This window comes from Litoribacter populi (genome assembly GCF_007483685.1).
Classification (GTDB): domain Bacteria; phylum Bacteroidota; class Bacteroidia; order Cytophagales; family Cyclobacteriaceae; genus Litoribacter; species Litoribacter populi.
Genome location: NZ_VMKN01000001.1, coordinates 3047913 through 3071451 on the forward strand (window position 1 = coordinate 3047913; position 23539 = coordinate 3071451).

Annotated in this window: 18 protein-coding genes; 9 read left to right on the forward strand and 9 right to left on the reverse strand. The window is 41.0% G+C overall.

Features of this window, described 5'->3' with window-relative positions:
• The first annotated feature begins 187 nt into the window (after positions 1-187).
• Entirely contained in the window at positions 188-2215 is a 2028-nt protein-coding gene (locus tag FPL27_RS13230) for a M3 family metallopeptidase (protein WP_143961541.1), read from the forward strand.
• A gap of 861 nt (positions 2216-3076) precedes the next feature.
• Here the strand turns inward: FPL27_RS13230 and FPL27_RS13235 are convergent.
• The 3 genes from FPL27_RS13235 to FPL27_RS13245 form a co-directional block, all read right to left on the reverse strand.
• Positions 3077-4072, reverse strand: a complete 996-nt coding sequence (locus FPL27_RS13235) for a cation diffusion facilitator family transporter (RefSeq protein ID WP_143961542.1) — start codon at positions 4070-4072, stop codon at positions 3077-3079.
• A gap of 58 nt (positions 4073-4130) precedes the next feature.
• Complete coding sequence (gene arsC / locus FPL27_RS13240) at positions 4131-4469, reverse strand: arsenate reductase (glutaredoxin) (protein ID WP_143961543.1); 339 nt, start codon at positions 4467-4469, stop codon at positions 4131-4133.
• 63 nt (positions 4470-4532) lie between these two features.
• Complete coding sequence (locus tag FPL27_RS13245; protein WP_143961544.1) at positions 4533-4718, reverse strand: CsbD family protein; 186 nt, start codon at positions 4716-4718, stop codon at positions 4533-4535.
• A 143-nt stretch (positions 4719-4861) separates the two neighbouring features.
• On the opposite strand from FPL27_RS13245, the gene FPL27_RS13250 reads away from it, so the two are divergent.
• The gene (locus tag FPL27_RS13250; protein ID WP_143961545.1) at positions 4862-5800 is read left to right on the forward strand and encodes a tetratricopeptide repeat protein; all 939 of its coding nucleotides are present in this window, start codon (positions 4862-4864) and stop codon (positions 5798-5800) included.
• Here the strand turns inward: FPL27_RS13250 and FPL27_RS13255 are convergent.
• From FPL27_RS13255 to FPL27_RS13270, 4 genes are all read right to left on the reverse strand, one after another.
• Complete coding sequence (locus FPL27_RS13255; protein ID WP_143961546.1) at positions 5793-8759, reverse strand: PAS domain-containing hybrid sensor histidine kinase/response regulator; 2967 nt, start codon at positions 8757-8759, stop codon at positions 5793-5795. The genes FPL27_RS13250 and FPL27_RS13255 overlap by 8 nt on opposite strands.
• Before the next feature lie 279 nt (positions 8760-9038).
• Positions 9039-11303: an aconitate hydratase gene (locus FPL27_RS13260; RefSeq protein WP_143961547.1), complete on the reverse strand. Its 2265-nt coding sequence runs from the start codon at positions 11301-11303 to the stop codon at positions 9039-9041.
• A 135-nt stretch (positions 11304-11438) separates the two neighbouring features.
• Entirely contained in the window at positions 11439-12740 is a 1302-nt protein-coding gene (locus tag FPL27_RS13265; protein WP_143961548.1) for a short-chain fatty acid transporter, read from the reverse strand.
• Positions 12737-13756 carry an aldehyde dehydrogenase family protein gene (locus FPL27_RS13270; RefSeq protein ID WP_317129447.1) on the reverse strand — a complete coding sequence of 340 codons (1020 nt, stop codon included), beginning with the start codon at positions 13754-13756 and terminating at the stop codon, positions 12737-12739. The genes FPL27_RS13265 and FPL27_RS13270 overlap by 4 nt, the downstream gene beginning before the upstream one ends.
• 157 nt (positions 13757-13913) lie before the next feature.
• On the opposite strand from FPL27_RS13270, the gene FPL27_RS13275 reads away from it, so the two are divergent.
• From FPL27_RS13275 to cas6, 5 genes are all read left to right on the forward strand, one after another.
• Positions 13914-14261 (forward strand): 4Fe-4S dicluster domain-containing protein, encoded by a 348-nt coding sequence (locus FPL27_RS13275; RefSeq protein ID WP_143961549.1) that lies wholly within the window; start codon positions 13914-13916, stop codon positions 14259-14261.
• A gap of 188 nt (positions 14262-14449) precedes the next feature.
• A complete protein-coding gene (locus FPL27_RS13280) occupies positions 14450-14788 on the forward strand; it encodes a DUF3276 family protein (protein WP_143961550.1) in 339 nt (112 codons plus the stop codon).
• 107 nt (positions 14789-14895) lie between these two features.
• Positions 14896-15978, forward strand: coding sequence for an AI-2E family transporter (locus FPL27_RS13285; protein WP_143962168.1), 1083 nt, complete (start codon positions 14896-14898; stop codon positions 15976-15978).
• Between the two features lie 14 nt (positions 15979-15992).
• Positions 15993-17090: a redox-regulated ATPase YchF gene (ychF, locus tag FPL27_RS13290; RefSeq protein ID WP_143961551.1), complete on the forward strand. Its 1098-nt coding sequence runs from the start codon at positions 15993-15995 to the stop codon at positions 17088-17090.
• Between the two features lie 102 nt (positions 17091-17192).
• A complete protein-coding gene (gene cas6 / locus FPL27_RS13295; RefSeq protein WP_235893435.1) occupies positions 17193-18080 on the forward strand; it encodes a CRISPR-associated endoribonuclease Cas6 in 888 nt (295 codons plus the stop codon).
• 147 nt (positions 18081-18227) lie between these two features.
• On the opposite strand, the gene FPL27_RS13300 is transcribed toward cas6, so the two are convergent.
• Both FPL27_RS13300 and FPL27_RS13305 read right to left on the reverse strand, forming a co-directional pair.
• The gene (locus FPL27_RS13300) at positions 18228-19490 is read right to left on the reverse strand and encodes a type IX secretion system plug protein (protein ID WP_143961552.1); all 1263 of its coding nucleotides are present in this window, start codon (positions 19488-19490) and stop codon (positions 18228-18230) included.
• An 83-nt stretch (positions 19491-19573) separates the two neighbouring features.
• Complete coding sequence (locus FPL27_RS13305; protein ID WP_143961553.1) at positions 19574-21502, reverse strand: ABC-F family ATP-binding cassette domain-containing protein; 1929 nt, start codon at positions 21500-21502, stop codon at positions 19574-19576.
• A gap of 95 nt (positions 21503-21597) precedes the next feature.
• On the opposite strand from FPL27_RS13305, the gene FPL27_RS13310 reads away from it, so the two are divergent.
• Both FPL27_RS13310 and FPL27_RS13315 read left to right on the forward strand, forming a co-directional pair.
• Positions 21598-22785 (forward strand): PQQ-dependent sugar dehydrogenase, encoded by a 1188-nt coding sequence (locus tag FPL27_RS13310; RefSeq protein ID WP_143961554.1) that lies wholly within the window; start codon positions 21598-21600, stop codon positions 22783-22785.
• Positions 22786-22868: 83 nt separating this feature from the next.
• Positions 22869-23516 carry a hypothetical protein gene (locus FPL27_RS13315; protein WP_143961555.1) on the forward strand — a complete coding sequence of 216 codons (648 nt, stop codon included), beginning with the start codon at positions 22869-22871 and terminating at the stop codon, positions 23514-23516.
• The last annotated feature ends 23 nt before the right edge of the window (positions 23517-23539 follow it).

Genomic DNA, 23539 nt, shown 5'->3' on the forward strand with positions numbered 1-23539 from the left:
AATAGTGCTCTTTTAATTCACTTTTTATACTATCTCGAAAACACCCTGCTTTGTCCAGAGTTTTGTATTTTTACAAATAGAAAACAAACCGCTTCTTCAGGTCATTTATTTTGATGAAATAATAAAGACCAGCAGTGGCAGGAAAAAGCGGCAAGCCTAAAACCAGAAACCAAATAATCAACTATATATGAATCCATTATTGGAAGAATTTAATACTCCTTTTCAAACACCACCTTTTGAGAAAATTAAAACTGAGGATTTTTTGCCGGCTATTGAAGAAGCTATAAAGCTTTCTAAAAAGGAAGTGGAAAAAATAAAAGCCAACCCCACTCCTACTTTTGAAAACACCATTGAGGCCATGGACAACGCAGGCGAAAAACTTAGCGTAGTCGCCTCCATCTTTTTCAATCTTAATTCAGCCGAAACCAACGATGAGATCCAGAAATTAGCCAGAGAAATCTCCCCACTCCTAACAGCTCACAGCAACGACATCCTTTTGGACAAAGACCTTTTTGAAAAGGTTAATGCTGTATATAGTAAGAAGAGTGAGCTCTCTCTCGATGAAGAGCAGGAAATGCTATTGACTAAAACTTATAAATCATTTATAAGAAACGGGGCAAACCTCAACGAAGAGGATAAAACTAAACTTAGGGAAATAGACAAAGAACTGTCCCAGCTTAGCCTACAGTTTGGTGAAAATGTATTAGCAGAGACCAATAAGTATGAAATGGTAATCGATCAAGAAGCCCAACTTGAGGGACTGCCCGACTCCATAAAGGAAGCTTCAGCGCATACGGCAAGCGAAAAGGGACACGATGGCAAATGGGTATTTGACCTTTCCTTTCCGAGCTACGTGCCCTTCATGACTTATGCAAAAAACAGGGAATTGAGAAAAGAACTGTTTATCGCCTATAACACCAAAGCCTCCAAAGGCGACGATCTGGACAACAAAGAGATTATCAAGCAGCTTTTGAAACTTAAAAATGACCGGATAAAGCTTTTAGGCTATGACAAATACGCCAGCTTTGTACTGGAAGAGAGGATGGCAAAAAGTCCAGAAAGCGTGCTGAATTTCCTAAATGAACTTATGGTCAAAGCCAAACCATTTGCAGAAAGAGAAGTAGCAGAGTTGACAGAATTCGCTAAAAAACTTGACGGGTTAGATAAATTGGAAAAATGGGACTTTGCATACTATGCAGAAAAGCTCAAGAAGGAAAAATATGCAGTTGATGATGAATTATTAAGACCGTATTTTGAACTCAAAAGTACAGTTAAGGGAGTTTTCACCACAGCAGAAAAGCTCTTCGGTATCACTTTCAGAGAAAATAAAGATATTCAGGTTTACCACCCTGATGTGACCGCTTATGAAGTTTTAGATGGCAAGGGCAACCATATGGCGGTATTCTATGCAGACTTCTTCCCCCGTGCGGGAAAAAGAAATGGAGCTTGGATGACAAGTTATAGGGGACAGAAAGTTAAAGCTGGGAAGAATCAACGTCCTCATGTAAGTATTGTATGCAACTTCACAAAGCCTACTAAGACCAAACCATCCTTACTCACCTTTAACGAGGTGACAACTCTTTTTCACGAATTTGGTCACGCCCTGCATGGTATGTTAGCCGACACCAAGTATGAGTCTCTTTCAGGCACAAGCGTATATTGGGACTTTGTAGAGCTTCCTTCCCAAATTTTCGAAAACTGGTGTTATGAGAAGGAATGTTTGGATCTATTTGCCAAGCATTATGAAACAGGAGAAAGAATACCGGAGGAACTGATTGAAAAAATTAAGGCTTCCAGTAATTTTCATCAAGGCTATCAGACTATTCGTCAAATTAGCTTCGGGCTTTTGGATATGGCTTATCACAGCACTAATCCGAATGAGATTACTGATATCCCAAGCTTTGAAAAACAGGCTATGAGCCAAACAGAGCTGCTGCAACCTGTGGAAAGTACACTGATGAGTACCTCCTTCTCCCACATTTTCCAAGGGGGGTATGCGGCAGGATACTACAGCTACAAATGGGCTGAGGTCTTAGATGCAGATGCTTTTGAGCTTTTCCAGGAAAAAGGTATCTTCAATAACGAAGTGGCCAAGTCTTTCCAGGAAAACATCCTTTCTAAAGGAGGAAGTAGACACCCTCTAGATTTGTATAAGCAGTTTAGAGGCAGAGAGCCCAAACCTGATGCCTTATTAAGGAGAGCTGGGTTAGTATAAAAAATAAAAGGGGATGAATGATCATCCCCTTTTATCTTGTTCTGAGTAAAATTTTTATACCATACGTAAAAAATAAAGGTTTGAAAATTAAACTACTACGATGAATCCGATAATTACGGCCCAGGCAATTGCTGATAAGGTTAAAAACACCTTGAATTTTTTGTCCTCGTTCATGATATTATAGTTTGTTGTTAGTTGATTTCTTAATATGAATGCAAGGTACAATAAAGATTGTTTAAAATCAACTTTTATAGGTACAAAATACACTTTTAAGCCGTTTAATTTATCAAAAAGCCTTTTAAACGCTTTTTACCCCGATTTTAGTATAAAAAAATGGGTGATTTTTTTCAATATCGCTAAAAAAAGAGAAAGGATGCAAAAGCATCCTTTCCTGTGTGTAATTTTCAACCATATCAAAAAGTTTAATTTGTGAACTGCATGGCGACAGTACAAGTGAACAAATCGATAGCTTGTTAGATCACAATTATAAAGCCGATGATAATAGCCCAAATAATTGCGGACAAAGCTATAAATACCTTGAATTGCTTTTCCTCGTTCATGACCTTTAACGTTTTATGGATCCTTAGACCGGTTACTTATTTTAATGCAAGATACATTAATTCAGGTTTAAAATCAATAATTTTAGTCATCAAAAACAAAATATCTTTATGATTTCATCCTAACCTTCCAAATCATTTCAATGATATTGGGTATTTTTAATATTAAATATAACAAAAACAGCTGAATTTGTCAATAGTTAAAAAATAACAAGCAAGACTGGACAAGAACATTTCAAAGAAATCTGAGTTGAAGGGGTAAAAATTTAATTTTCAATACCTTAAGTATAAAATTTAAACTTTTTTAACGCTTCGACAGATCGTGGTAATGCTTCTGATTTTTGGCCATGTTTACAGCATTCCATCTTACTCTTTTGACCATTTCATGTTCTCGAACCTTGCAGTCAGCAATTTGGCAATAGTGACAACATTTAAAGGGAACACATGGGTCCACATGGACAAATACTTCAATATAACCTGGAAGATCATCCTTCAGTACATCCTCAACTTCCTCCACCTCGTCATGGACTTTTTTTAGGTCATAATAATAAGGCAACGTTAAATGAAGGTCGATATGTTTATCTGGCCCATACTGTTGTACACGCATATTATGAATGTCTATCCAGTTATTTTTCCGGCTTAGATTTAGCACTTTTACAGCATCAGCCATGGCGATGGGATTGGTCTCATCCATCAAGCCAGCCACTGACTTCCTAACTAATAAATATCCATTGTAAATAATGTAGACAGCAAAAAATAGGGAAAACACACTATCCAAGACATATATTCCTGTCCAGTAGATTACCCCCACCCCTACCAAAAGCACCAAACTGCTTACAGCATCTGTCTGCAAATGGCGCCCATCAGCTTCCAATGTCAGACTATGCAGTGTTTTACCTTTCTTAAAAAGCACCGTTCCTACAAACCCATTAATCAAACCACTTACCCCGACTAGGAACATACCGGCAGGAAGACTCTCAAGCTGTTCGATAATAAAAAAACCATAAACAGCCCTATAAATAATAAAAATTCCAGCCAACATTATGAGGGTACCCTCAATTCCAGCACTGAAAAACTCTATCTTTCCATGGCCGTAAGGATGGTTATCATCTTTGGGCTGAGCAGATAGGTAAATGCTGTAAAAGGCGAATCCTGAAGCTATAACATTTACTATGCTCTCTAATGCATCTGTCAGAATAGCTGTGGAGTTAGTCAAATAATAGGCATAGAATTTCACTATAAGCAATAGAATGCTTACCGCAACCGAAAGAACAATCCACTTTTTCCTTTCTGAATACACTTAAATACGATCAAATGGATAATATTACCGAAAAAAAATCCCTCAAAAAGAGGGCTAATTAGATTAAGGATTTCACATTTTCGGGAGGTCTCCCGATTACCGCCTTATCTCCATTTATGACTACCGGCCTTTCTATCAAAATTGGATTGTCAGCCATGGCTTTAATAATCTCATTTGAAGAAAGGTCTTTTCCTTTAAAATTCTCCTTCCACACTTTTTCATTCGTCCTTACAAGCTCAATAGGCTCCACCCCTAGCTTACTCACAAGTGACTTTAACTCCTCTTCACTTAATGGTGATTCCAAATACTTCACCACTTCTAGCTTGACATTATTCTCCTCCAGTATCTTCAACGCTTCTCTGCTTTTGCCACAGCGGGGGTTATGCAATATCTTCATTCTAAATAGTTTTACTCGAAAGTTAAAGGTACAAAAAAAGCCGGATAAACCGGCTTGGGAATGCTACTCGTCAAAAAGGGTCTTTTTGAGATTTTCTTTGGTCTCCCCAGTTTTTTTCTGAAGCCTGCCCAAAAGCTCATCCTCTTTTCCCTCTACATAAGTCAAATCGTCATCGGTCAAGTCTCCATATGTTTGTTTCAACTTTCCCTTAAGCTCATTCCAAGTTCCTTTTAATTTCAAATTGGCCATAGTGGTTATATTTAGTGTTTATGATTAAAAACATAGCATATAACCCAAAAACTATTCCACACTCTTATGTCAAATTGTAAATTTGTCAGGACCATTGGAAACCATTTCTTAACTTTGCAGTAAATCGCAAATTAGGTAACCTTATGAGATTTAATTTCCCACTGACATTTCTTTTCACTTTAGTCTTATCAATTTCAGCCTGTGACAGTCCAGAGGACAAAAAGGGTAGATTTTTACTCAAAGGAAACAATCAGATACAAGAAAACGACTATACTGGGGCTATTCGATTCTACGATGAGGCCTTGAAAATAGACAACGATTTCGCCGAAGCCCATTACAATCGGGGAATTGCCAATTATAAAACAGCAAACCTAACCGCTGCAATTCAGGATTTCTCTAACGCCATCCGGGCCAATCCCAGTTATACTGACGCCATTCACCAAAGAGGCCTTGCCTACCTGGATCAAGGAGAATATTATAAATCTTTGGAAGACGCCAACAGATTGATTAAGGCTGAAAAAAACGAAAGCAGAGGCTATTTTTTGCGGGGACTGGCTAACGAAGCCGTAAAACGACATGAAGAAGCATTAAATGATTTTGAAACCGCTCTCGGACTCAACCCAGAAAACCCAGATCTGTTGGTTAATAGGGCTACCATATATTTTTATCTGGACAATTATGATCTTGCAGAAATGGACCTGCAAAGTGCCCTTAGCCTTGCGCCAAAAGAGTCCAATATTTTCAACCTTCAATCCATGATCGAATTTGAACGTGGGGAATACGAAAAGGCCCTGGAATCTGTAGAAAAAGCCATTTCACTTAATTCAAGACAACCGTACTTCTACAACAACAGAGGATTGTATCGAATTAAAACAGGTGAATTGGAAAAAGGTCTTGAAGACATCAACTTTAGCCTCAAGCAAAACCCTAGAAACCTTTATGCTTTAAGAAACAAGGGAATCTATTATTTCTACGCAGGCCAAAAAACCCAAGCCCTACAATATCTAGAAGAGGTCAAACAGAAGGATCCCTCGATACCATTGACCGCAGATTATTTAGAAAAAGCAAAGGAACTTAATTAACCCGAATAAGATGTTTGATTTCTGTCAATAATACTTTCGCATTAATTGGTTTGGACACAAATCCATCAAAACCATTCATGGCAATCTGGTCTTGGATTTCGGCTCGGTTGGCTGCTGTCAAGGCAATCACAGGCACATTAGAAATAGATTTGATTGTTTCTGTGGCAAGAAACCCGTTCATAACAGGCATTTGTATGTCCATCAACACAATATCATACTTCTTCTTCCCTACCGCATCCACTGCCTCCAATCCATTGCTCACACGGTCAAACTGATAGCCCCATTTTTTGATAATCTTACCCAAAACTAAAGCATTTACCTCATTGTCTTCCGCTACCAATATTTCCAACGTCTCGGTTGGGGTGTCTTGGTTGTATTCGCTTATCTTGTCCATATTGTTGTCTGTTAAATTCTCTTCTTTATCAGCCAGGGGTAAACTCAACACAAAATAAAAGCGACTGCCTTCCCCAACTTTCGAATCCAACTGGATTCGACTGCCCATTTTATCCAACAGCTTTTTGGTAATGGAAAGCCCCAAACCGGTCCCTCCATATTTGCGGCTGAAAGAACTGTTTACTTGCTCAAAATCATCGAATATTTTAGAATGAAACTCTTCGGGAATCCCCACACCTGTATCAACCACCTCAAAATTGAAATCGGCAAACCCATCTCGAAACCCACCAAAAGCAACATTCACATCCACTTTACCTTTTTTGGTAAATTTCAAAGCGTTGGTCAGCAAGTTGTTCAGGATTTGTCCTATTCTCACTTTATCACCCAATACATCAAAATCCATATTGCCTATGAAATTCATGTTCAACTCATTCCCCGTATCTTTAGCATGATAACTCAATCCATTAACTACCATTTCCACCAGATTTTTCACCTTGAATGGTGATTGCATGAGCTTCATTTTACCAAACTCAATTTTCTGAAAATCTAATAGGTCATTAATTATGGTGATCAGATTCTCGGTGGCAAAATTGATAGTCTTCAGAGAGGACTCTACGCTATTTGGCAAATTCTCCTGTAAAAGGGAATAAACCGATCCAGAAATGGCATTCAATGGGGTACGTATTTCATGACTGATCATCGATAAAAACTCAGACTTGGTTTTGCTTGCCTGCTCCGCTGCGAGCTTAGCCTGCTCGAGTTTTGATTCTGTCTGCTTAATTTCCGTGATATCGGTAAAATAACCGTACCAGGTAATTTCCCCATTGGAAAGCTTTTCGGGAATGGAGCTAGCCTGCACCCATTTGTAATTCTCTCCGTTTTCGGATAAGATTCTAAACTGACCGTGCCATGCCTTGAAATTTTGAGCTGATTGCAGTATTCCTTCTACAAATTCCTCCACATCCTTAGGATGTATCCTGTTCAATACAGCCTCAAAGCCACCATGCTGCTCAAATTCTTCCTCACTGATCCCAAATATTCTGTTTATGCCGCTACTGATATAAGGAAATTGGAGTTTTCCATCTTCACCGCAAACCAACTGATAAAGCACACCTGGCATTTGATCTGTGACTCTTTGCAAAAATTGGTGTGACTCCTTCAAAGAGGCTTCTAGCATAATTCTGTCGGAGATGTCCCTTGACATTGCCAGCACATATTCTTTGCCTCCAAGTTTTACCAACTTGGTATTGAGTTCCACCGGAATACTTTCCTTTCCCTTGGTTGGATGCTCACTAAGAGATAATAGGGATTTTTGTTTTCTCAGGTTCTCCAAATGCTTCTCCCAAGCCCCTGACTTTCTAAATGCCGGCTCAAGCACACGCAGATTCAACAAGTTCTTCTCCCCACCTTCTTTGGCAATTCTCTCCTTGGCTTCCTCATTCTGAAAAATAATGGTCCCATCAAGATCAGCTACCTGTACAGCATCAGGAGTAAGGTTGAAGATTTCTTTGAATAGGCCAAGATCGACCATCACCTGCTCCTCTTGCGTAATATCCTGTAGGGTACCAAAAGCTTTCTTCAAAATTCCATTCTCAGTTTCCCCCTTACCAATGATCTTGACCCATTTGAAGTTGTTGTCCTGGGTGGAAATCTGAACTTTGGTTTCGAAACATTTCCCGCTTTCAAGTAATTCTCCAAAAGCTGACTTAAGCTTAGTCCTGCATTCAGGAACGCAGAATTGTATCCACTCAAAAATATCATATCGATTACCAGTGGGAAACTCGTATATATCAAAAATTTCTTGGCTCCAGAAAGTGCTGTATGTAAGCAAATCCACTTCCCATACTCCAAACTTGGCTGCCAACTCCCCCATTTTGAACAGCTGGTTTTGGGAATCCAAGGCAAGTTGTTGGGACTTGAGATTATCGATATCACGGCCCACGGCATGTAACTTATCTTGTTTATAAGAAACATTCCATTGCAACCACTTATAAGCGCCGGATTTGGATTTAAATCTGTAAGAGAATGAGGTGGAACTATTCAAAGCTTTCACTTCTTGAAGTGAAGCCCTGAAACTTTCCCTGTCCTCGGGATGAACAAATAATATTAAGCTTGTATTTGCAAATTCCGAAGGAAGGTAACCAAGCAAATTTGTAACAGAATTGCTCACCCAATAAAAGGAAGTTCCCTCTCCAATACCAAAAATATCCAGGCTGTTTTCAAAGAGCGGTAAGGGAGAGGTATTAATCGGTTCGGGACTGCTGCTTAATTTTTTGCCTTTATGGAAAAGTAAATAATTCTCTCCCAAGCCCTTATTTCTTTCAAAATCAAAAGAAAACAGGCGCTCATTTACTTGAAAAGTAACCCTATCGTTATTCTCAAAACTGGTGATATCTACCCCTAAGCCAAGCAGTGATTCCTTTTCAAGGTTATACCCTACCGCTTCTTTAAAGGCCGCATTACCATAAAAAATCGTAAAAGGTGTTTCTCCATCTGCCATAAAGATCAAGTCCGATGAGGCATCGATGATCTTTTTAAAAGTAGAATGGATCCCTTTGTTTTCCATCTGTTTATTTGTAGTTCAAAAACTGAATTTTGTATTTCATACAAATTTGCTCAATTATTTGAAATAAACAAATCATACCTCATATTTTATTTTTAGACCTTTACCATACGGTTTCCAAAGATTATCACACTTTTAATCTCCAAATCTCTAATTAAATGTTGTATAGGTATATTTTACCAGAATAACCACAAAAAAAGCCGCCCAATTTGGGCGGCTTTTTTTTTATCATTATTGGAAACATTCCCTACTCCGAGATCCTCCGTCTTCCGTCTTCCGTCTTTAATCGTTTTTCTCTTTAATCAAGTTCAATGCAGAACCAGCTTTAAACCAACCAATTTGGCCCTGATTGTAAGTGTGCAATACTTCAATCTCATTCTTAGAACCATCAGCATGATTGAGTACCACAGTCAAAGATTTGCCAGGAGCAAAGCTCTCCAAACCTACGATATCAATGTTGTCATCCTCTTGGATCAAATCATAATCAGCTGGGTTTGCAAACGTCAAAGCCAACATTCCTTGCTTCTTAAGGTTAGTTTCGTGGATTCTGGCAAAAGATTTCACCAATATTGCTCTAACCCCCAAGAATCTAGGCTCCATAGCAGCATGCTCTCTTGAAGAACCTTCACCATAGTTTTCGTCACCGACTACTATAGTACCTATGTTATGTTGCTTATAATGTCTCTGAACGGTCGGAACTTCACCATATTCACCTGTCAACTGGTTCTTCACGGTGTTGGTCTCGTCATTGTACGCATTGACCGCACCGATAAGCATGTTGTTGGAAATGTTATCCAAGTGACCTCTAAATCTCAACCATGGACCTGCCATAGAGATGTGGTCAGTGGTACATTTTCCTTTTGCTTTTATCAAAAGCTTTAGGCCTTTCAAATCAGTACCTTCCCAAGGCTGGAACGGCTCAAGCAGCTGAAGTCTATCAGACTGAGGATCCACAATTACACTTACCCTGCTTCCGTCCTCAGCTGGACCTTGGTAACCTGCATCTTCTACCGCAAAACCTTTGGTTGGAAGCTCCAAACCTGTAGGCTCGTCAAGTCTCACCTGCTCACCATTTTCGTTGGTAAGAGTATCCGTCAAGGGGTTGAAGGTCAAATCACCTGCGATAGCCATGGCCGTTACGATTTCCGGAGAAGCCACAAATGAGTGGGTATTTGGGTTACCGTCAGCTCTTTTGGCGAAGTTACGGTTGAAAGAAGTAATGATGGAGTTTTTCTCCTTCTTCTCAGCACCATGACGAGCCCACTGTCCGATACACGGTCCGCAAGCATTGGCCAAAACCACACCGCCCATAGAACCGAAAGTATCTAGGAAACCATCTCTCTCAACAGTAAACCTTACCTGCTCAGAACCTGGGGTAATTGTATATTCAGATTTCGCTTTCAGATTCTTATCAACGGCCTGTTGTGCCAAAGAAGCTGCGCGAGAAATATCCTCATAAGAAGAGTTGGTACATGAACCGATCAAACCAACCTCTAATTTTGTTGGCCAGTCATGTTTCTTAACCGCCTCAGCAAATTTACTGATAGGCCAAGCCAAATCTGGAGTAAATGGACCATTGATGTGTGGCTCCAATTCAGAAAGGTTGATTTCAATCACCTGGTCGAAATACTGCTCAGGATTGTTGTACACCTCGACATCACCTGTAAGATGTTCTTTCACGCCATTGGCAAGGTCAGCCACATCGGATCTGTCGGTACCTCTTAGGTAAGCTTCAGATTTCTCATCATAGCCAAAAATGGAAGTAGTAGCACCGATTTCAGCACCCATGTTACAAATCGTACCTTTACCAGTAGCAGAAAGGTTTCTTGCACCATCACCGAAATATTCAACTACGGCACCGGTTCCACCTTTAACAGTAAGAATACCTGCTACTTTCAAGATTACATCCTTTGCCGACGCCCATCCAGAAAGTTTACCTGTAAGTTTTACTCCAATAAGCTTTGGAAATTTCAATTCCCATGCCAATCCCGCCATTACGTCACAAGCATCAGCACCACCTACACCGATGGCTACCATACCAAGACCGCCCGCATTTGGCGTGTGAGAATCGGTCCCGATCATCATACCACCTGGGAAAGCATAGTTTTCTAACACTACCTGGTGAATGATACCTGCACCTGGCTTCCAGAAGCCTAGTCCGTATTTATTGGAAACAGAGGAAAGGAAATCATATACCTCTTTGTTCTTGTCTTTAGCTTTGTCCAAATCAGCTGTGGCGCCAACCTCAGCTTGGATCAAGTGATCACAATGAACTGTGGAAGGCACAGCGACCTGGTCTCTTCCTGCTTGCATAAACTGCAATAGAGCCATTTGAGCAGTTGCATCCTGCATGGCTACTCTATCAGGCTGGAAATCCACATAAGATACACCTCTTTCGAATGCTCCTGTAGCTTCCCCCTGTGATAGGTGGGCATAAAGAATCTTTTCAGTTAAAGTCAATGGTTTACCCACCGCTTTTCTTGCAGCCTCTATACGCTCTGGGAATTTTGCGTACACTGCCTTGATCATTTCTATATCAAATGCCATTTTGAAATGAATTATTTAAAGAATTTATTTAGTTTCAAATTAATCTCAGGCAAAGATAAAAAAATAGAGGTAAAATTGAAGGATTAAATGCTTGCCTTTCTTATTTAGAAAATGTATAAAAGACCGCCAATCCGATCAAAACATCAGGTAAACCCCTACTCCTAAGACTATCGCGGCCACTAGGAACACTACTGCGGTATATCGGATTACTTCCTTAGCCGAAACTCCCGTAATGGCCAACAGCGGCAATGCCCAAAACGGTTGCAACATGTTGGACAATTGATCCCCGTAAGCCAAAGCCATGATAACTTTAGCATAAGAAAGTCCAAAAGTCTTTGCCGCTTCCATCACCACAGGTCCCTGCACCGCCCATTGACCTCCCCCGGAGGGTACAAACAAATTGATAAGTGCCGCGCTGAAAAAAGTCCAAACCGGAAATGTTGATGCGGAAGAATTCTCACCAAAGAAAGCCGCTACCAACACCAGAAGTCCTGAATACTTCAATATCCCTAAAATCCCAGCATAAAAAGGGAATTGCAATATTATCCCCGTGGCCCCGCCAAGCGCATTTTGTATGGCCTTTACGTAATGGTTCAGATCCCTATGCAGGCATAGGCCGATCCCCAATAAGAAAAAGTTAACGAAATTAAGGGTGATGAATCCCAGCCCTTCGTGCGGAATACTGAAAAAATCCACCAAGCTCAACCCCAGTATCACCAAGCCCACTATTAGGCCGAGGTAATTCTTGGGTTTCTCAAGAATTGAAACTTCCGACCGTTCGGGGAGAGTCGTGGTTGTCTTTTTGCTTTTAGCCAAAAAATAGAATGTCAAAAGGATGGCTAAAACCAACACTGCATTAATGGTAAAATTGAATGGACTCAGCAAAGTCTCTCCCACTCCTATTACCCCGATCTTATCAATTAAGAAATGGTTTGGCTCCGCTACTTTCAAGGGGGCCGAACCTGAAAACCCACCATGCCAAACCAACATACCTACATATCCTGCGGCGGCAACTAAAGGATAGTTGATAGGAATTTGGTTTGCCTGACTGTGCTCTCCTATTTTTCGCGCAAACAATGCTCCCAAAATCAACCCAAAACCCCAATTAATATAACCTGCCAAAAGCGTGATCCCTGCAGTCAAAAGAACTGCGGTAATATTATCTTTTGCATACTTAGCCATAGCGACCAAGCCCTTGTCTACTACTGGAGAAATAGCCAAGGCATGGCCGAAAACCAAAATCAAAACCATCTGAAGCGTAAACTCCAACAGCTCCCAAAACCCCATTTTCCAAAAGCCCAACACTTCCATAGTGTAAGTAGCCACGCCCACCGTGGCAGGCCTAGTAAACAAAATTGCCCCAGCCAGACAGAAAGCTGTCAGCAAAAGGGCAATTTCAAAAGGGGTCGGAAATGAGAGTCTTAACCCCTGCTTCATTTCAGTTCAATCAAAAAGGCCATGGTATCCACATTGTCGGCATATTCCTCCAATCCCGGGCACTGGGCCTCTCCAAACGGCAAACTCTCTGCAACACTTCCTTCTTTACTTACCACACATTGGATTTTCTCTCGGTTTACTGAAAGCTTTTCAGTAAGGTCAGCCTCATCTTTATATGTTTCATAATAAAGTACCGAGATTGGTGAAACTAACCCCTCCCCTTTTGTCAATAACAAAAAGCCGTTGTCCAAATGAGGCTGCTGGTTTACCAAGTAAATAGACTTATTATAATCGTAATTATTTCTGTATTTATGGTGGGTGATTACCGTTTCAAAAGGCTGAATAGCTTTCAAAAAATCCTGCAACTGTTCTTCATTAGGTAAAAACAGCTTTGAGATATTGCGACAGCCCAAGCCGTAATATTGGAAGATATCTTCTCCTAAAGCCAAATAATCCTCCTCAGTTTCATTTCCCGAGAATACCGCTACGGAGCTTCTGTTTTTTCTGATAATGTTGGGATACTTGCCAAAATAGTATTCAAAATAGCGCGCAGAGTTGTCGCTTCCTGTGGCGATATAGGCATCCTTCCCTTTTAGCATGGGTTCGAAATGGATCAAGTCAGCAAATCTTGGCTCAGCCGCCACAAGTTGGTCGGCAAGCCATTTCATGAGTATCTCATCATTTGAGCTTAGCTTTCCGTGGAACTCATGGCCACTGAGCAACACACTCATAAAATCATGAAAACCGACAGCGGGCACATTACCAGCCATAAGCACCCCTACTTTGCGTGGAGCATGAACCTTTTCCAGATCATATTTTTCCAGCCACTCAGTAAGTGCTTTCTCCTGTAGAAAAATCTGCAACCCCCTCAATGCCAATCTGGTCTGCTCTTGAGAAAACCAGCTATTGTTGTTTTCAACCCTTCTGGCCAATGTTTCAAATTCGTCGGTTGAAAGGTTTTCGAGGCGTTTGCCCAGTTTTACAAATGCCTGTATTCTATCTTGGAGGGTCATCATATCGCTAATTTAGGGAAGCAAAGATAAAAATTAAACCCCTAAACCACATAGGCGGCGCGGCATTTCATTAAGAACGATTATAAATTAGTTAGCACACTAACATTATTATTGGGAGATTGTTAATTGCTTATTAGATTTGAAAAAAAATTAGAGAATAATGGCCATAATGATAACCGACGAATGCATCAACTGTGGTGCATGCGAACCTGAATGCCCAAACACCGCCATCTATGAAGGCGGAATTGAATGGACTTGGGGCGGAGGAACCAACTTGAAAGAGGTAGTGCTGGCGGATGGCACCGTAGTGGATGCCAACGAAAAACAGGAGCCTGTATCGGATGAGTTTTATTATATAGTATCGGACAAGTGTACCGAGTGTATAGGTTTCCATGAAGAGCCCCAGTGCGCGGCTGTTTGCCCTGTGGACTGCTGCGTGGACGACCCAGACCGCAGAGAGACTGAGGAAGAGCTTCTTGCCAAGAAAAAATTCATGCACGGAGAGTAATTAACAAAAGAGTGGTAAAATCCACTCTTTTTTATTTTAAGCTTTATAAAACACTTAATTTTAACCATTTACAATCATACCAAACCTTATTTTTAAAAAAAAATACCTAAATGGTTTGATTTTAATAAGTATAATGATTTAAATTGTCTCGAATTTAATTCATTTCGATTAAACAAAAATTTTGGACAGTGGAAGAGAATAACGGAAATGCCAGAGAGGAGATTTTCTCAAAAAAAGTAAAAGCAGGTAAAAGAACTTACTTTTTTGACGTGAAGTCAACCCGTGCGAATGATTACTACCTTACTATCACAGAAAGTAAAAGGAAGACTAGAGATGACCAATTTGTATTCGAAAAGCACAAGATTTTCCTATACAAAGAAGATTTCGGCAAATTTGTAGATGCTCTTCAGGAAGCTGTCGATCATGTGAAGAATGACTTGATGCCTGAGATTGACTTTTCACAATTTGACCAACAGCCAGAGGAAGTAAGCGCCAACGAATTTGGTGAAGAGCTTAAGTGGGAATAATCTCCCCTTTGCATAAATTCTAAAACAAGGCCATATCCTGGGTATTCCCTATAGGATAGGCCTTTTTTTTGTTCTATCCGTATAAGAATTTATAACTCCACGTCATGATAAATAGGCTCCTGATCACCATATTAATTATCCTGTTGATTTTTATCCTATTGGGTTGGTATTTTTCCAATATCACCCTCTATTTTTTGTTTTCCCTGGTGCTGGCCGCCGTTCTTCGCCCCTTGACTAACCGGATCAACAATTTTCACATTTTCGGACAACATATTCCAAGGTGGACGGCCATCCTGTTTTCATATCTATCCATCTTGGTGGTGTTTTTTCTAATCAGCTTGCTTTTCATCCCCCTAGTCAGGGCACAGATCGGAATCATCAGCGATTTGGATATTGATTTCCTTTATGACCAGATTCAAAGGCCTGTCGGCAGGATCGAGGAAATCTTGATCCGCTGGGATTTGGTAAAAAATGAGCCAGGATTCCTCATTAGCACCGTGAGAAACAACCTCATGTTGAGTTTTAGCGAGATCAACATCCAAGGGTTTATCAATAGTGTGATCAACACCACCTCCACCTTTCTGATCAGCCTTTTGGCGATTGCCTTTATATCTTTTTTCCTTTTGCTGGAAAACGGACTTCTGAGAAGGAATATAATCCAATTAGTGCCTAACAAGTATTTTGAAATATCAGTATCAACTTTTCATCAGGTAGAGCAATTGTTGTCCAATTATTTGATCGGCTTGTTGCTGCAGATGACCGCAATATTCTCCATGGCCTCATTGGGGCTGAGCATTGTAAGAGTAGAATATGCCTTCACCATTGCAATTTTTGCTGCTGTAGCTAATCTCATCCCCTATGCCGGACCTTTGCTGGGTGGTATTTTTGGGATCTTGGTGGGGCTTTCCACCGGTGACTTTAACAGTGGGGCAGATGTCTCTTGGTTTGTAATAAAGGTCATCTCGGTATTTGCCGTGGTGCAAATGGCGGATAATGTTATACTTCAACCGCTTATTTTCTCGAAATCTGTAAAAGCACATCCACTTGAAATATTTGTTATTATCTTTGCGGGTGCAAAAATTGCAGGTGTTCTTGGAATGATTTTCGCAATCCCAGTATATACGATCTTTCGGGTATCTTTCAAGGAGTTTTATAAAGGTTATAAAGAATACCAGATATTTAAAATTTAATAGTAAAAAGATCCATGGCATTACAATGTGGAATCGTGGGTTTGCCAAACGTAGGCAAATCGACATTATTTAATGCATTATCCAGTGCAAAGGCTGAGGCAGCCAATTTCCCCTTCTGTACCATTGAGCCCAATGTGGGCGTAGTGACCGTTCCGGACAGAAGACTGCAGATATTAGAATCTTTGGTCAATCCCCAAAGAGTAATGCCGACCGTGATCGAATTTGTGGACATCGCCGGATTGGTGAAAGGTGCCAGTAAGGGCGAGGGTCTTGGTAATAAGTTTTTGGCCAACATCCGTGAGGTTGATGCAATCGTTCATGTGATCCGTTGTTTTAAAGATGACAACGTGGTACACGTAGCGGGTTCTGTGGATCCTATTTTTGATAAAGAAGTGATTGACACTGAGCTTCAGTTAAAAGACTTGGAGTCGGTAGAGAAAAAAATCCAACGTATAGAAAAAATCGCAAAGTCAGGTGATGCGAAAGCCAGAAAAGAGTTGGAAACATTACAGATGTTCAAAAAAGGCCTTCAAGATGGGAAAAATGCCCGTGCCATCGAGGTGGAAAAAGAAGACCTCGAAGCTGTAAGAGACCTTCATTTATTGACAATCAAGCCCGTACTTTATGTTGCCAATGTAGATGAGGGAAGCCTTCAGACAGGAAACGAGTATGTCACTCAACTGAAAGAGAATGTGAAGGATGAAAACGCAGAAGTAATCGTGCTGTGTGCGGCAATTGAGTCACAGATTGCTGAATTTGATGACGCAGAAGAGAAACAAATGTTTCTTGAAGAATACGGATTGGATGAAAGCGGCCTCAATAAACTTATTGCCGGTGCTTACAGTTTACTAGATCTAATCACCTACTTCACCGCAGGCGTTCAAGAAGTGCGCGCATGGACAATTAAGAAGGGTTGGAAGGCTCCCCAAGCCGCTGGAGTGATCCATACAGACTTTGAAAGAGGCTTCATCAAGGCTGAAGTAATCAAATTAAATGATTATGAACAGTACAAGTCTGAGGCTTCCTGTCGTGAAAACGGCAAAATATCCATAGAAGGCAAGGAATATGTAGTAAAGGATGGAGATATAATGCATTTTAGATTTAACGTGTAATGGATTTCAGAATTTTATTGTTAATTTTGAGCCAACTATATAGACTAATCTTTATTTAATTAGTAGAATTTAATTATTGTTTAACTTTTCATTTTTATAATCGTGAGAATAAGACTTATATTTTCGTTGAAAAACAAAGGAGCTTATTTACCCTTTCATCACCAGTACATTCTGGCCCAGTTCCTTAAAGGCCTCATTGTCAAAGGTGGACGAGAAGAGTTTTTTAACTACAATTACTTCAATTTCTCTGGTCTTAAAGGACAGACCAAAGTAAGTAGAAGTGGCTTACACTATTACTCAAGCTTAGTTACCCTCGTGCTTTCATCACCCAATGAAGACTTTCTGGATTATCTGCTAGAGCAAGTGTTTAACACGCCTAAAATTGAGTTAGGAAATCTCATCATTTCCCCGGAGTACACTGAACAGGAAATCGAACCGACCTTGGAGACTTCAAACAAATTTGTTTGTATCTCTCCGCTCGTTTTGCTTACCCCTTCCTTTAATGACGACTCAGGAAAAAGATTCATCAACCCAGACACCGATGAGTTTTCGGACCTGCTTTATGAATCCACCCTTACCAGAATGGAAAGGTCAGGCTGGTACTCCCAGGAACAAATGGAATCATTCTACAAATTCCAGGTGGTCCCAGATATGAATTATGTAAATAAGCTACGCGAGCAGCAGAAGAAATTCGCAAGAATCTACTCTGTGTATGACATGGATGTCAAGTATGAAGTGAGAGGATACACCCTTCCATTTACTTTGTATGCAGCGCCTGAGGTGCAGGATTTCGTATTCAAGTGTGGTCTTGGAGCATTCACCCACAAAGGGTTTGGTATGCTTGACCTTGCAAACAATGCGCCTAGCCAAAGAACAGAGCCTTACAAGTTTAAGCGTGAGGGCTTTGTCCCTTACAAATCACAGGACTCCAATAGGCCTCCTAGAACTTCTCCAACAGCGGAGGAGAAAAATAAAGAAGAAGAAGATTAAAAAAAATCCCGGCAGCTTAGCCGGGATTTTTTTTTCCTATCTGATTATTACCAGTAAGCCATGTCAGCAAAAGAACGGCTGAAATCAAAATCTAAGGCTTCTTCGGCATCGGTCGTCGATCATCGGTCTCCGGTCTTCGGTCCCTTACTATATCCTCCTCTTATTTGGATTGACGACTGTGTATCCAATCAACTCATCATACCTTGACCCCATATCCCGGTAATAAATAAATACCTCGTATTCATTTTCAGTCTGGAAATGGTTGCCCTCAATCGTTCCCATATCAAAACCCTGCCCATTGGGAATCCCATATTGGTAATCATACCAGCCCTGCTTGAGTAGCAAGGTGGATTGATAGGTTTTGGTTTTTGGATTTAGCTCCATCTGCGCTTCAGGCTCTTTTCCCCAATTGCTCAAGGCCCCCAAAATTACCGGAGGATCCGGCAGACCATCTGATTCCAAGTTAAACGTGACCAAGATGTACTCACTTTCCAAATGGTGATTTTCCCGCTCCACGTTTATGATTCCAAACTGGCCGTTGATATCTAGATATTCCACATAAGCCCGCCCTTTTCTTTTCTTATCCACTCCAGCTTGGGCAAATACTACATCTTCTTCCATTTCAATCTTTGCCACATTTTGACCCCTAGTACGGACATACCTCAGATCTATAAACCTGAACTCGTTCCCAGCTTCAAAAACATTACTACCATCAAAAAGCTGATACTCGATCATTTTCTGGTCCTCTCTGATAAAAGTAGGTGTCAGCCCATATATCGCATTGTCCCAACGTTGGTTTTGGCGGACCACCACTTTAATGTTTGATCTTGGATCTACCAGTTCCCGGTTATTAAAGTTTACATTTATGTTGAGTTGCTGACCTTCTCTCCGGTCTTCGGTTCGGCTGGGCGGTACGATGCTGGCCCCGACGGGCAGTTGGTTGTTAAAGACCATAAACCTCTTTGTCAAAATTGCTTCCTTCTCATTTCGGCCCCTGTAAACCTTTAACACGTAATTACCTGATCTTTTCAATCGCGGAACCCTGAATGTATAGTGAATATAGGGAATCCTGGTATTGATAGAATAATCGTAATCATTGACGTTAAATTCATTGTACTGGTCCAGGTAATCATTATCCCTCAAATCAGAAGGTGACCAATCTGCATTGCAGTGGATTATTTTGGCCGAATACATATCTGCATCATAGGCCAGATCATCAAATTCCAAAACTAATGGAACAGGGTTGTTCATCGAAATGACAGATGAGTTGAATTGACTGGAAAACTCTTGGGTCTTTGGATAGAGTCTTACGGATTGGATGTTTTCTTCAAATACCTGATCTTCCAACTGCTGGCCGAAAGCTGTGCTGCTATAAAGGAAGAGGATTAGTAGTAGGTAGTTTTTTATCATTATTTGTTTTTTTAGGCGGAATACCGGAGAGCGAAGACCGAAGTTGGAACTTCCGACATCGGTCATCGGTCATTCAACAGGAATTAAACCTGATCCTGGAGCTGCTCGATTTTTTCAGCGAGATTTTCCCACTCGGTATTTAAAACAGCTTCCTTTTCCACTACGGCATGGTATTCCTTGTTCACCTTTTCCATTTCTTCGGGTCGCTCATAGAGACTCTGATCTGCAAGGGTATTTTCAAGGCTTGCCTTTTGTACCTCTATCTGAGCAATGTTAGCCTCCACCTGTTCCAGTTCCTTTTCAAGCTGGCGGATAATTTTCTTTATTTCATTTTGCTCGAACATGGAAGTAGACTTTTTCTTTGGCGCCGGTTTTTCTTTAGGAGCTGCCTGCGCCGTTGGTACGACCTCTTTTTCTACCTGACCAGATTTCCAGTCCACATATTCCTCGTATGTACCCAGGTATTCCTTGATCTCATGGTTTTCGATGTACCAAATTTTATTGGCCACACCACGAATGAAATGTCTATCGTGAGATACGGTTATAAATGTACCTTCATATTGCTGAAGGGCTTGTATAAGAATATTTACGGATTGCATGTCCAAGTGGTTGGTAGGCTCATCCAAAAGCAAGAAATTGGCTTCAGAAATCAAAGTTTTTGCCAGGGCAACCCTACTCTTCTCCCCTCCTGACAACACCTTGATTTTCTTAAACACATCTTCGTTGCTAAAAAGAAAACAACCCAACACATTCCTTAACTCCATTTCCGTCTTCTTGCTTCCTGCCTGCAACATTTCCTGGAGAACTTCATTATTAACATTCAGAGCTTCCAGCTGATGCTGGGCAAAAAAGGCTTTTATAACATTAAATCCCTCCGATCGCTCCCCTTCTATAGGTTCGGTCCCATCTATAATCCTAAGCAATGTAGATTTACCTTTACCGTTGGCGCCAATCAAAGCGATCTTGTCCCCTCTCTCAATTCTGGCTGTTGAATTTTTTAAAATCTGAATATCCCCATAAGCTTTGGAAACATTATCCAGCACCACCACATCCCTTCCGGATTGCTGGGAAAACTTAAACTTAAAATTCACCGCCAGATTATCATCAACCACCTCATGGACTTTATCCATTCTTTCCAAGGCTTTTACCCTGGACTGAACCTGATTGGATTTGGATGCCTTAGCCCGGAAACGATCAATGAAACGCTCCGTCTGCTTGATCATCTGCTGTTGATTTTCATAGGCGTTCTGCTGAATTTCCTGTCTCTCCTTTTTCTCGGATTTATAGAAAGTATAATTTCCGGCATAAGCCGTCAAGGTATGTTGAGAAACTTCCACGGTAGTTTCAATGCAGTTGTCAAGGAAATCCTGATCGTGACTGACTACGATCACAGCCCCTTCATAGGTCTTCAGGTAATTTTCTACCCATTGTATTGATGGAAGGTCAAGGTGGTTGGTAGGCTCATCGAGCATGAGCAGAGAGGGCTTTTCCAAAAGGAGTTTGGCTAGCATCACCCGCATTCTCCATCCACCCGAAAAAGTTTTCAAGGGTCTACTGAGGTCTTTTGTAGCAAAGCCGATTCCTTCCAACACCTCTTCAGCTTTGGCTTTGATGGTGTACCCCTCATTGGCTTCAAATCTTTCCTGCAGAAATGCCAATCTGTTGATGATTTCTTCTGAATAATCCGTTTCCATCTTCTTCAACACGGCATCAATTTCACTTTGCAAAGCCAAAGTATCCTTAAACGCCTCCAAAGCTACTTCCAAAATACTGTCCTCAGATTGGTAACTAAGCAAATCCTGATTCAAAAAGCCAATCGTACAATCTTTCGACTTTTGAATCTCTCCACTACTGGGCTGGTAGTCTCCAGAGATGATTTTGAGCAAAGTGGATTTGCCTGTTCCGTTCAGTCCGACCAGCCCTATCTTGTCTTTAGGCTTGATATGGAGCGAAGCATTTTCGTATAAGGCGCGGCCGCCGATGAAATAAGATAAATTGTTAATTGAAATCATATTGTAAAAATAAGGATTCTTCCGCTTATAAAGGAAAGACCGCATATTTTTCGCTTTTTTCTTATATTGAACTTTCAAACCGATTCAAAAAAACCATGATAAAACCAAAATTATGGATTGCTTCTCTCTTGCTGGCCGGGGTGGCAGCAAGTTGTGACAATCCAAAACAAACATCCCGAGTGCAGGCTGAAGAAGGTGACAACAGAGTTTCCCTCGCTGATTCAGTGGCTGAAGTTCATCTGGACAGGATAAAATTACCCGAGAACTTCAGAATCGAGGTGTGGGCTGCTGGGGTACCAAATGCCCGTTCCCTTGCCAAAAGCGACAACGGGGTCGTCTTTGTGGGCAATCGGCAGGGCGACAAGGTTTTTGCCCTTCTCGATGAGGATGGTGATGGCAAGGCGGACTACAGATACACCCTTGCTGAGGATCTGACCATGCCTAATGGAGTAGCTTTCCGAAACGGGGATTTATTTGTAGCTGAAGTTAATAGGGTTTTGCGTTTCAGGAATATTGAAAACAGCCTAGCTAATCCCAATTTCGAGGTGGTATATGACCAATACCCAACGGATAAGCACCATGGTTGGAAATATATAGCATTCGGCCCAGATGACAAACTTTATATCCCTGTAGGAGCGCCGTGCAATATCTGTAATCCGGAGAAGGAAATTTATGCATCGATCACGAGAATTGATGTAGATGCGGATAATATTGAACCGGAAGTTTTTGCCCATGGTGTGAGAAATTCGGTAGGTTTTGACTGGCATCCAGAAAGCAATGAGCTTTGGTTTACTGACAACGGCCGAGATATGATGGGCGATGACGTTCCGGATTGTGAACTCAATCATGCACCACAAAAAGGAATGCATTTCGGATATCCATTTTGGCATTCTGGAGATGTAAAAGACCCTGAATTTGGAAGTGAAGGTAGAAGCAAGGAAGATTACACAAAGCCAAAAGTTAACCTTGGGGCACATGTAGCTCCCTTGGGTATGAGGTTTTACACCGGTGATATGTTCCCTTCGGATTACAACAACACTATCTTCCTAGCCAAACATGGCTCATGGAATAGAAGCACTAAAGTTGGCTATAATGTCAGCACCGTATCCTTAATCGGCACCGACCAAATAGCCGAGCATCAAGTTTTTGCCGAGGGATGGCTTGATGATGAATCCCAGGAAGTTTGGGGTCGCCCAGTGGATGTCCTTCAATTGGAGGATGGCAGTTTGCTGGTATCCGATGACATGGCTAATTGCATTTACCGCATTAGCTACCAAGATTAGACTGAATATAACTTTAATTATTGAGCCTGTTCCCAAATGGAACAGGCTTTGTTATTTTATAACCACCACTAAAAAACCTAACAATGAAACTACCTCAAATCGTTACTGCCGCAACGCTCCTCCTATGTTTGGCTTCCTGTAGACCTACCACTGAAGTGACCGCGTCATGGAGAGATAGTGACAGATCCATGGAGAGTTATAACAGCATTTTTCTTGCGGCAATTGTCGATGACCTTTCCTTACGGCAAAATTTGGAAGGTGAATTTGCCAATAGATTAGAAGGCAGAAATGTTACGACTACTAAAAGCATTGATACTTTTAAGCCCACCTTTTTTGATGAAGGCCAACCAGAAAGGGACCAGTTGGTGAAGATTATTCAAGAAACAGAATGTGAAAGCATCTTGACCATTACTTTGATAGATATTGATGAGGAAGAAAGATTTGTACCTGGAGGAGCGGGTGGCCGCATGTATCATCCTGGAGGAACTTTCAGACATTACGGTTCCTTCCCAGGCTATTTTGACCATTGGTACGGCACGGCTTGGAATCAAGGGTATTACCAAACCGACCGAAATTATTTCATTGAAACAAACTTATACGATGCATCTTCTCTTGAATTGGTATGGAGTGCCCAGTCAAAAACGCTTAACCCAACAAGTGACGCTGGGTTTGCCCGAGAATATGTGGATGCTATTAAAGTCCAACTAAGGGAAGAGGGTCTGGTTAGATAGATCCGAAACTTTTGTTTATAATT

Excerpts from the sequence above, each read along its gene's own strand:
- FPL27_RS13275 (WP_143961549.1), top strand. The coding sequence starts at position 13,914 with ATGGCCATAATGATAACCGACGAATGCATCAACTGTGGTGCATGCGAA.
- FPL27_RS13245 (WP_143961544.1), bottom strand. The coding sequence starts at position 4,718 with ATGGCCAATTTGAAATTAAAAGGAACTTGGAATGAGCTTAAGGGAAAG.
- FPL27_RS13265 (WP_143961548.1), bottom strand. The coding sequence starts at position 12,740 with ATGAAGCAGGGGTTAAGACTCTCATTTCCGACCCCTTTTGAAATTGCC.
- FPL27_RS13260 (WP_143961547.1), bottom strand. The coding sequence starts at position 11,303 with ATGGCATTTGATATAGAAATGATCAAGGCAGTGTACGCAAAATTCCCA.
- arsC (WP_143961543.1), bottom strand. The coding sequence starts at position 4,469 with ATGAAGATATTGCATAACCCCCGCTGTGGCAAAAGCAGAGAAGCGTTG.
- FPL27_RS13255 (WP_143961546.1), bottom strand. The coding sequence starts at position 8,759 with ATGGAAAACAAAGGGATCCATTCTACTTTTAAAAAGATCATCGATGCC.
- FPL27_RS13230 (WP_143961541.1), top strand. The coding sequence starts at position 188 with ATGAATCCATTATTGGAAGAATTTAATACTCCTTTTCAAACACCACCT.
- FPL27_RS13305 (WP_143961553.1), bottom strand. The coding sequence starts at position 21,502 with ATGATTTCAATTAACAATTTATCTTATTTCATCGGCGGCCGCGCCTTA.
- FPL27_RS13250 (WP_143961545.1), top strand. The coding sequence starts at position 4,862 with ATGAGATTTAATTTCCCACTGACATTTCTTTTCACTTTAGTCTTATCA.
- FPL27_RS13315 (WP_143961555.1), top strand. The coding sequence starts at position 22,869 with ATGAAACTACCTCAAATCGTTACTGCCGCAACGCTCCTCCTATGTTTG.
- FPL27_RS13270 (WP_317129447.1), bottom strand. The coding sequence starts at position 13,756 with ATGATGACCCTCCAAGATAGAATACAGGCATTTGTAAAACTGGGCAAA.
- ychF (WP_143961551.1), top strand. The coding sequence starts at position 15,993 with ATGGCATTACAATGTGGAATCGTGGGTTTGCCAAACGTAGGCAAATCG.
- FPL27_RS13310 (WP_143961554.1), top strand. The coding sequence starts at position 21,598 with ATGATAAAACCAAAATTATGGATTGCTTCTCTCTTGCTGGCCGGGGTG.
- FPL27_RS13300 (WP_143961552.1), bottom strand. The coding sequence starts at position 19,490 with ATGATAAAAAACTACCTACTACTAATCCTCTTCCTTTATAGCAGCACA.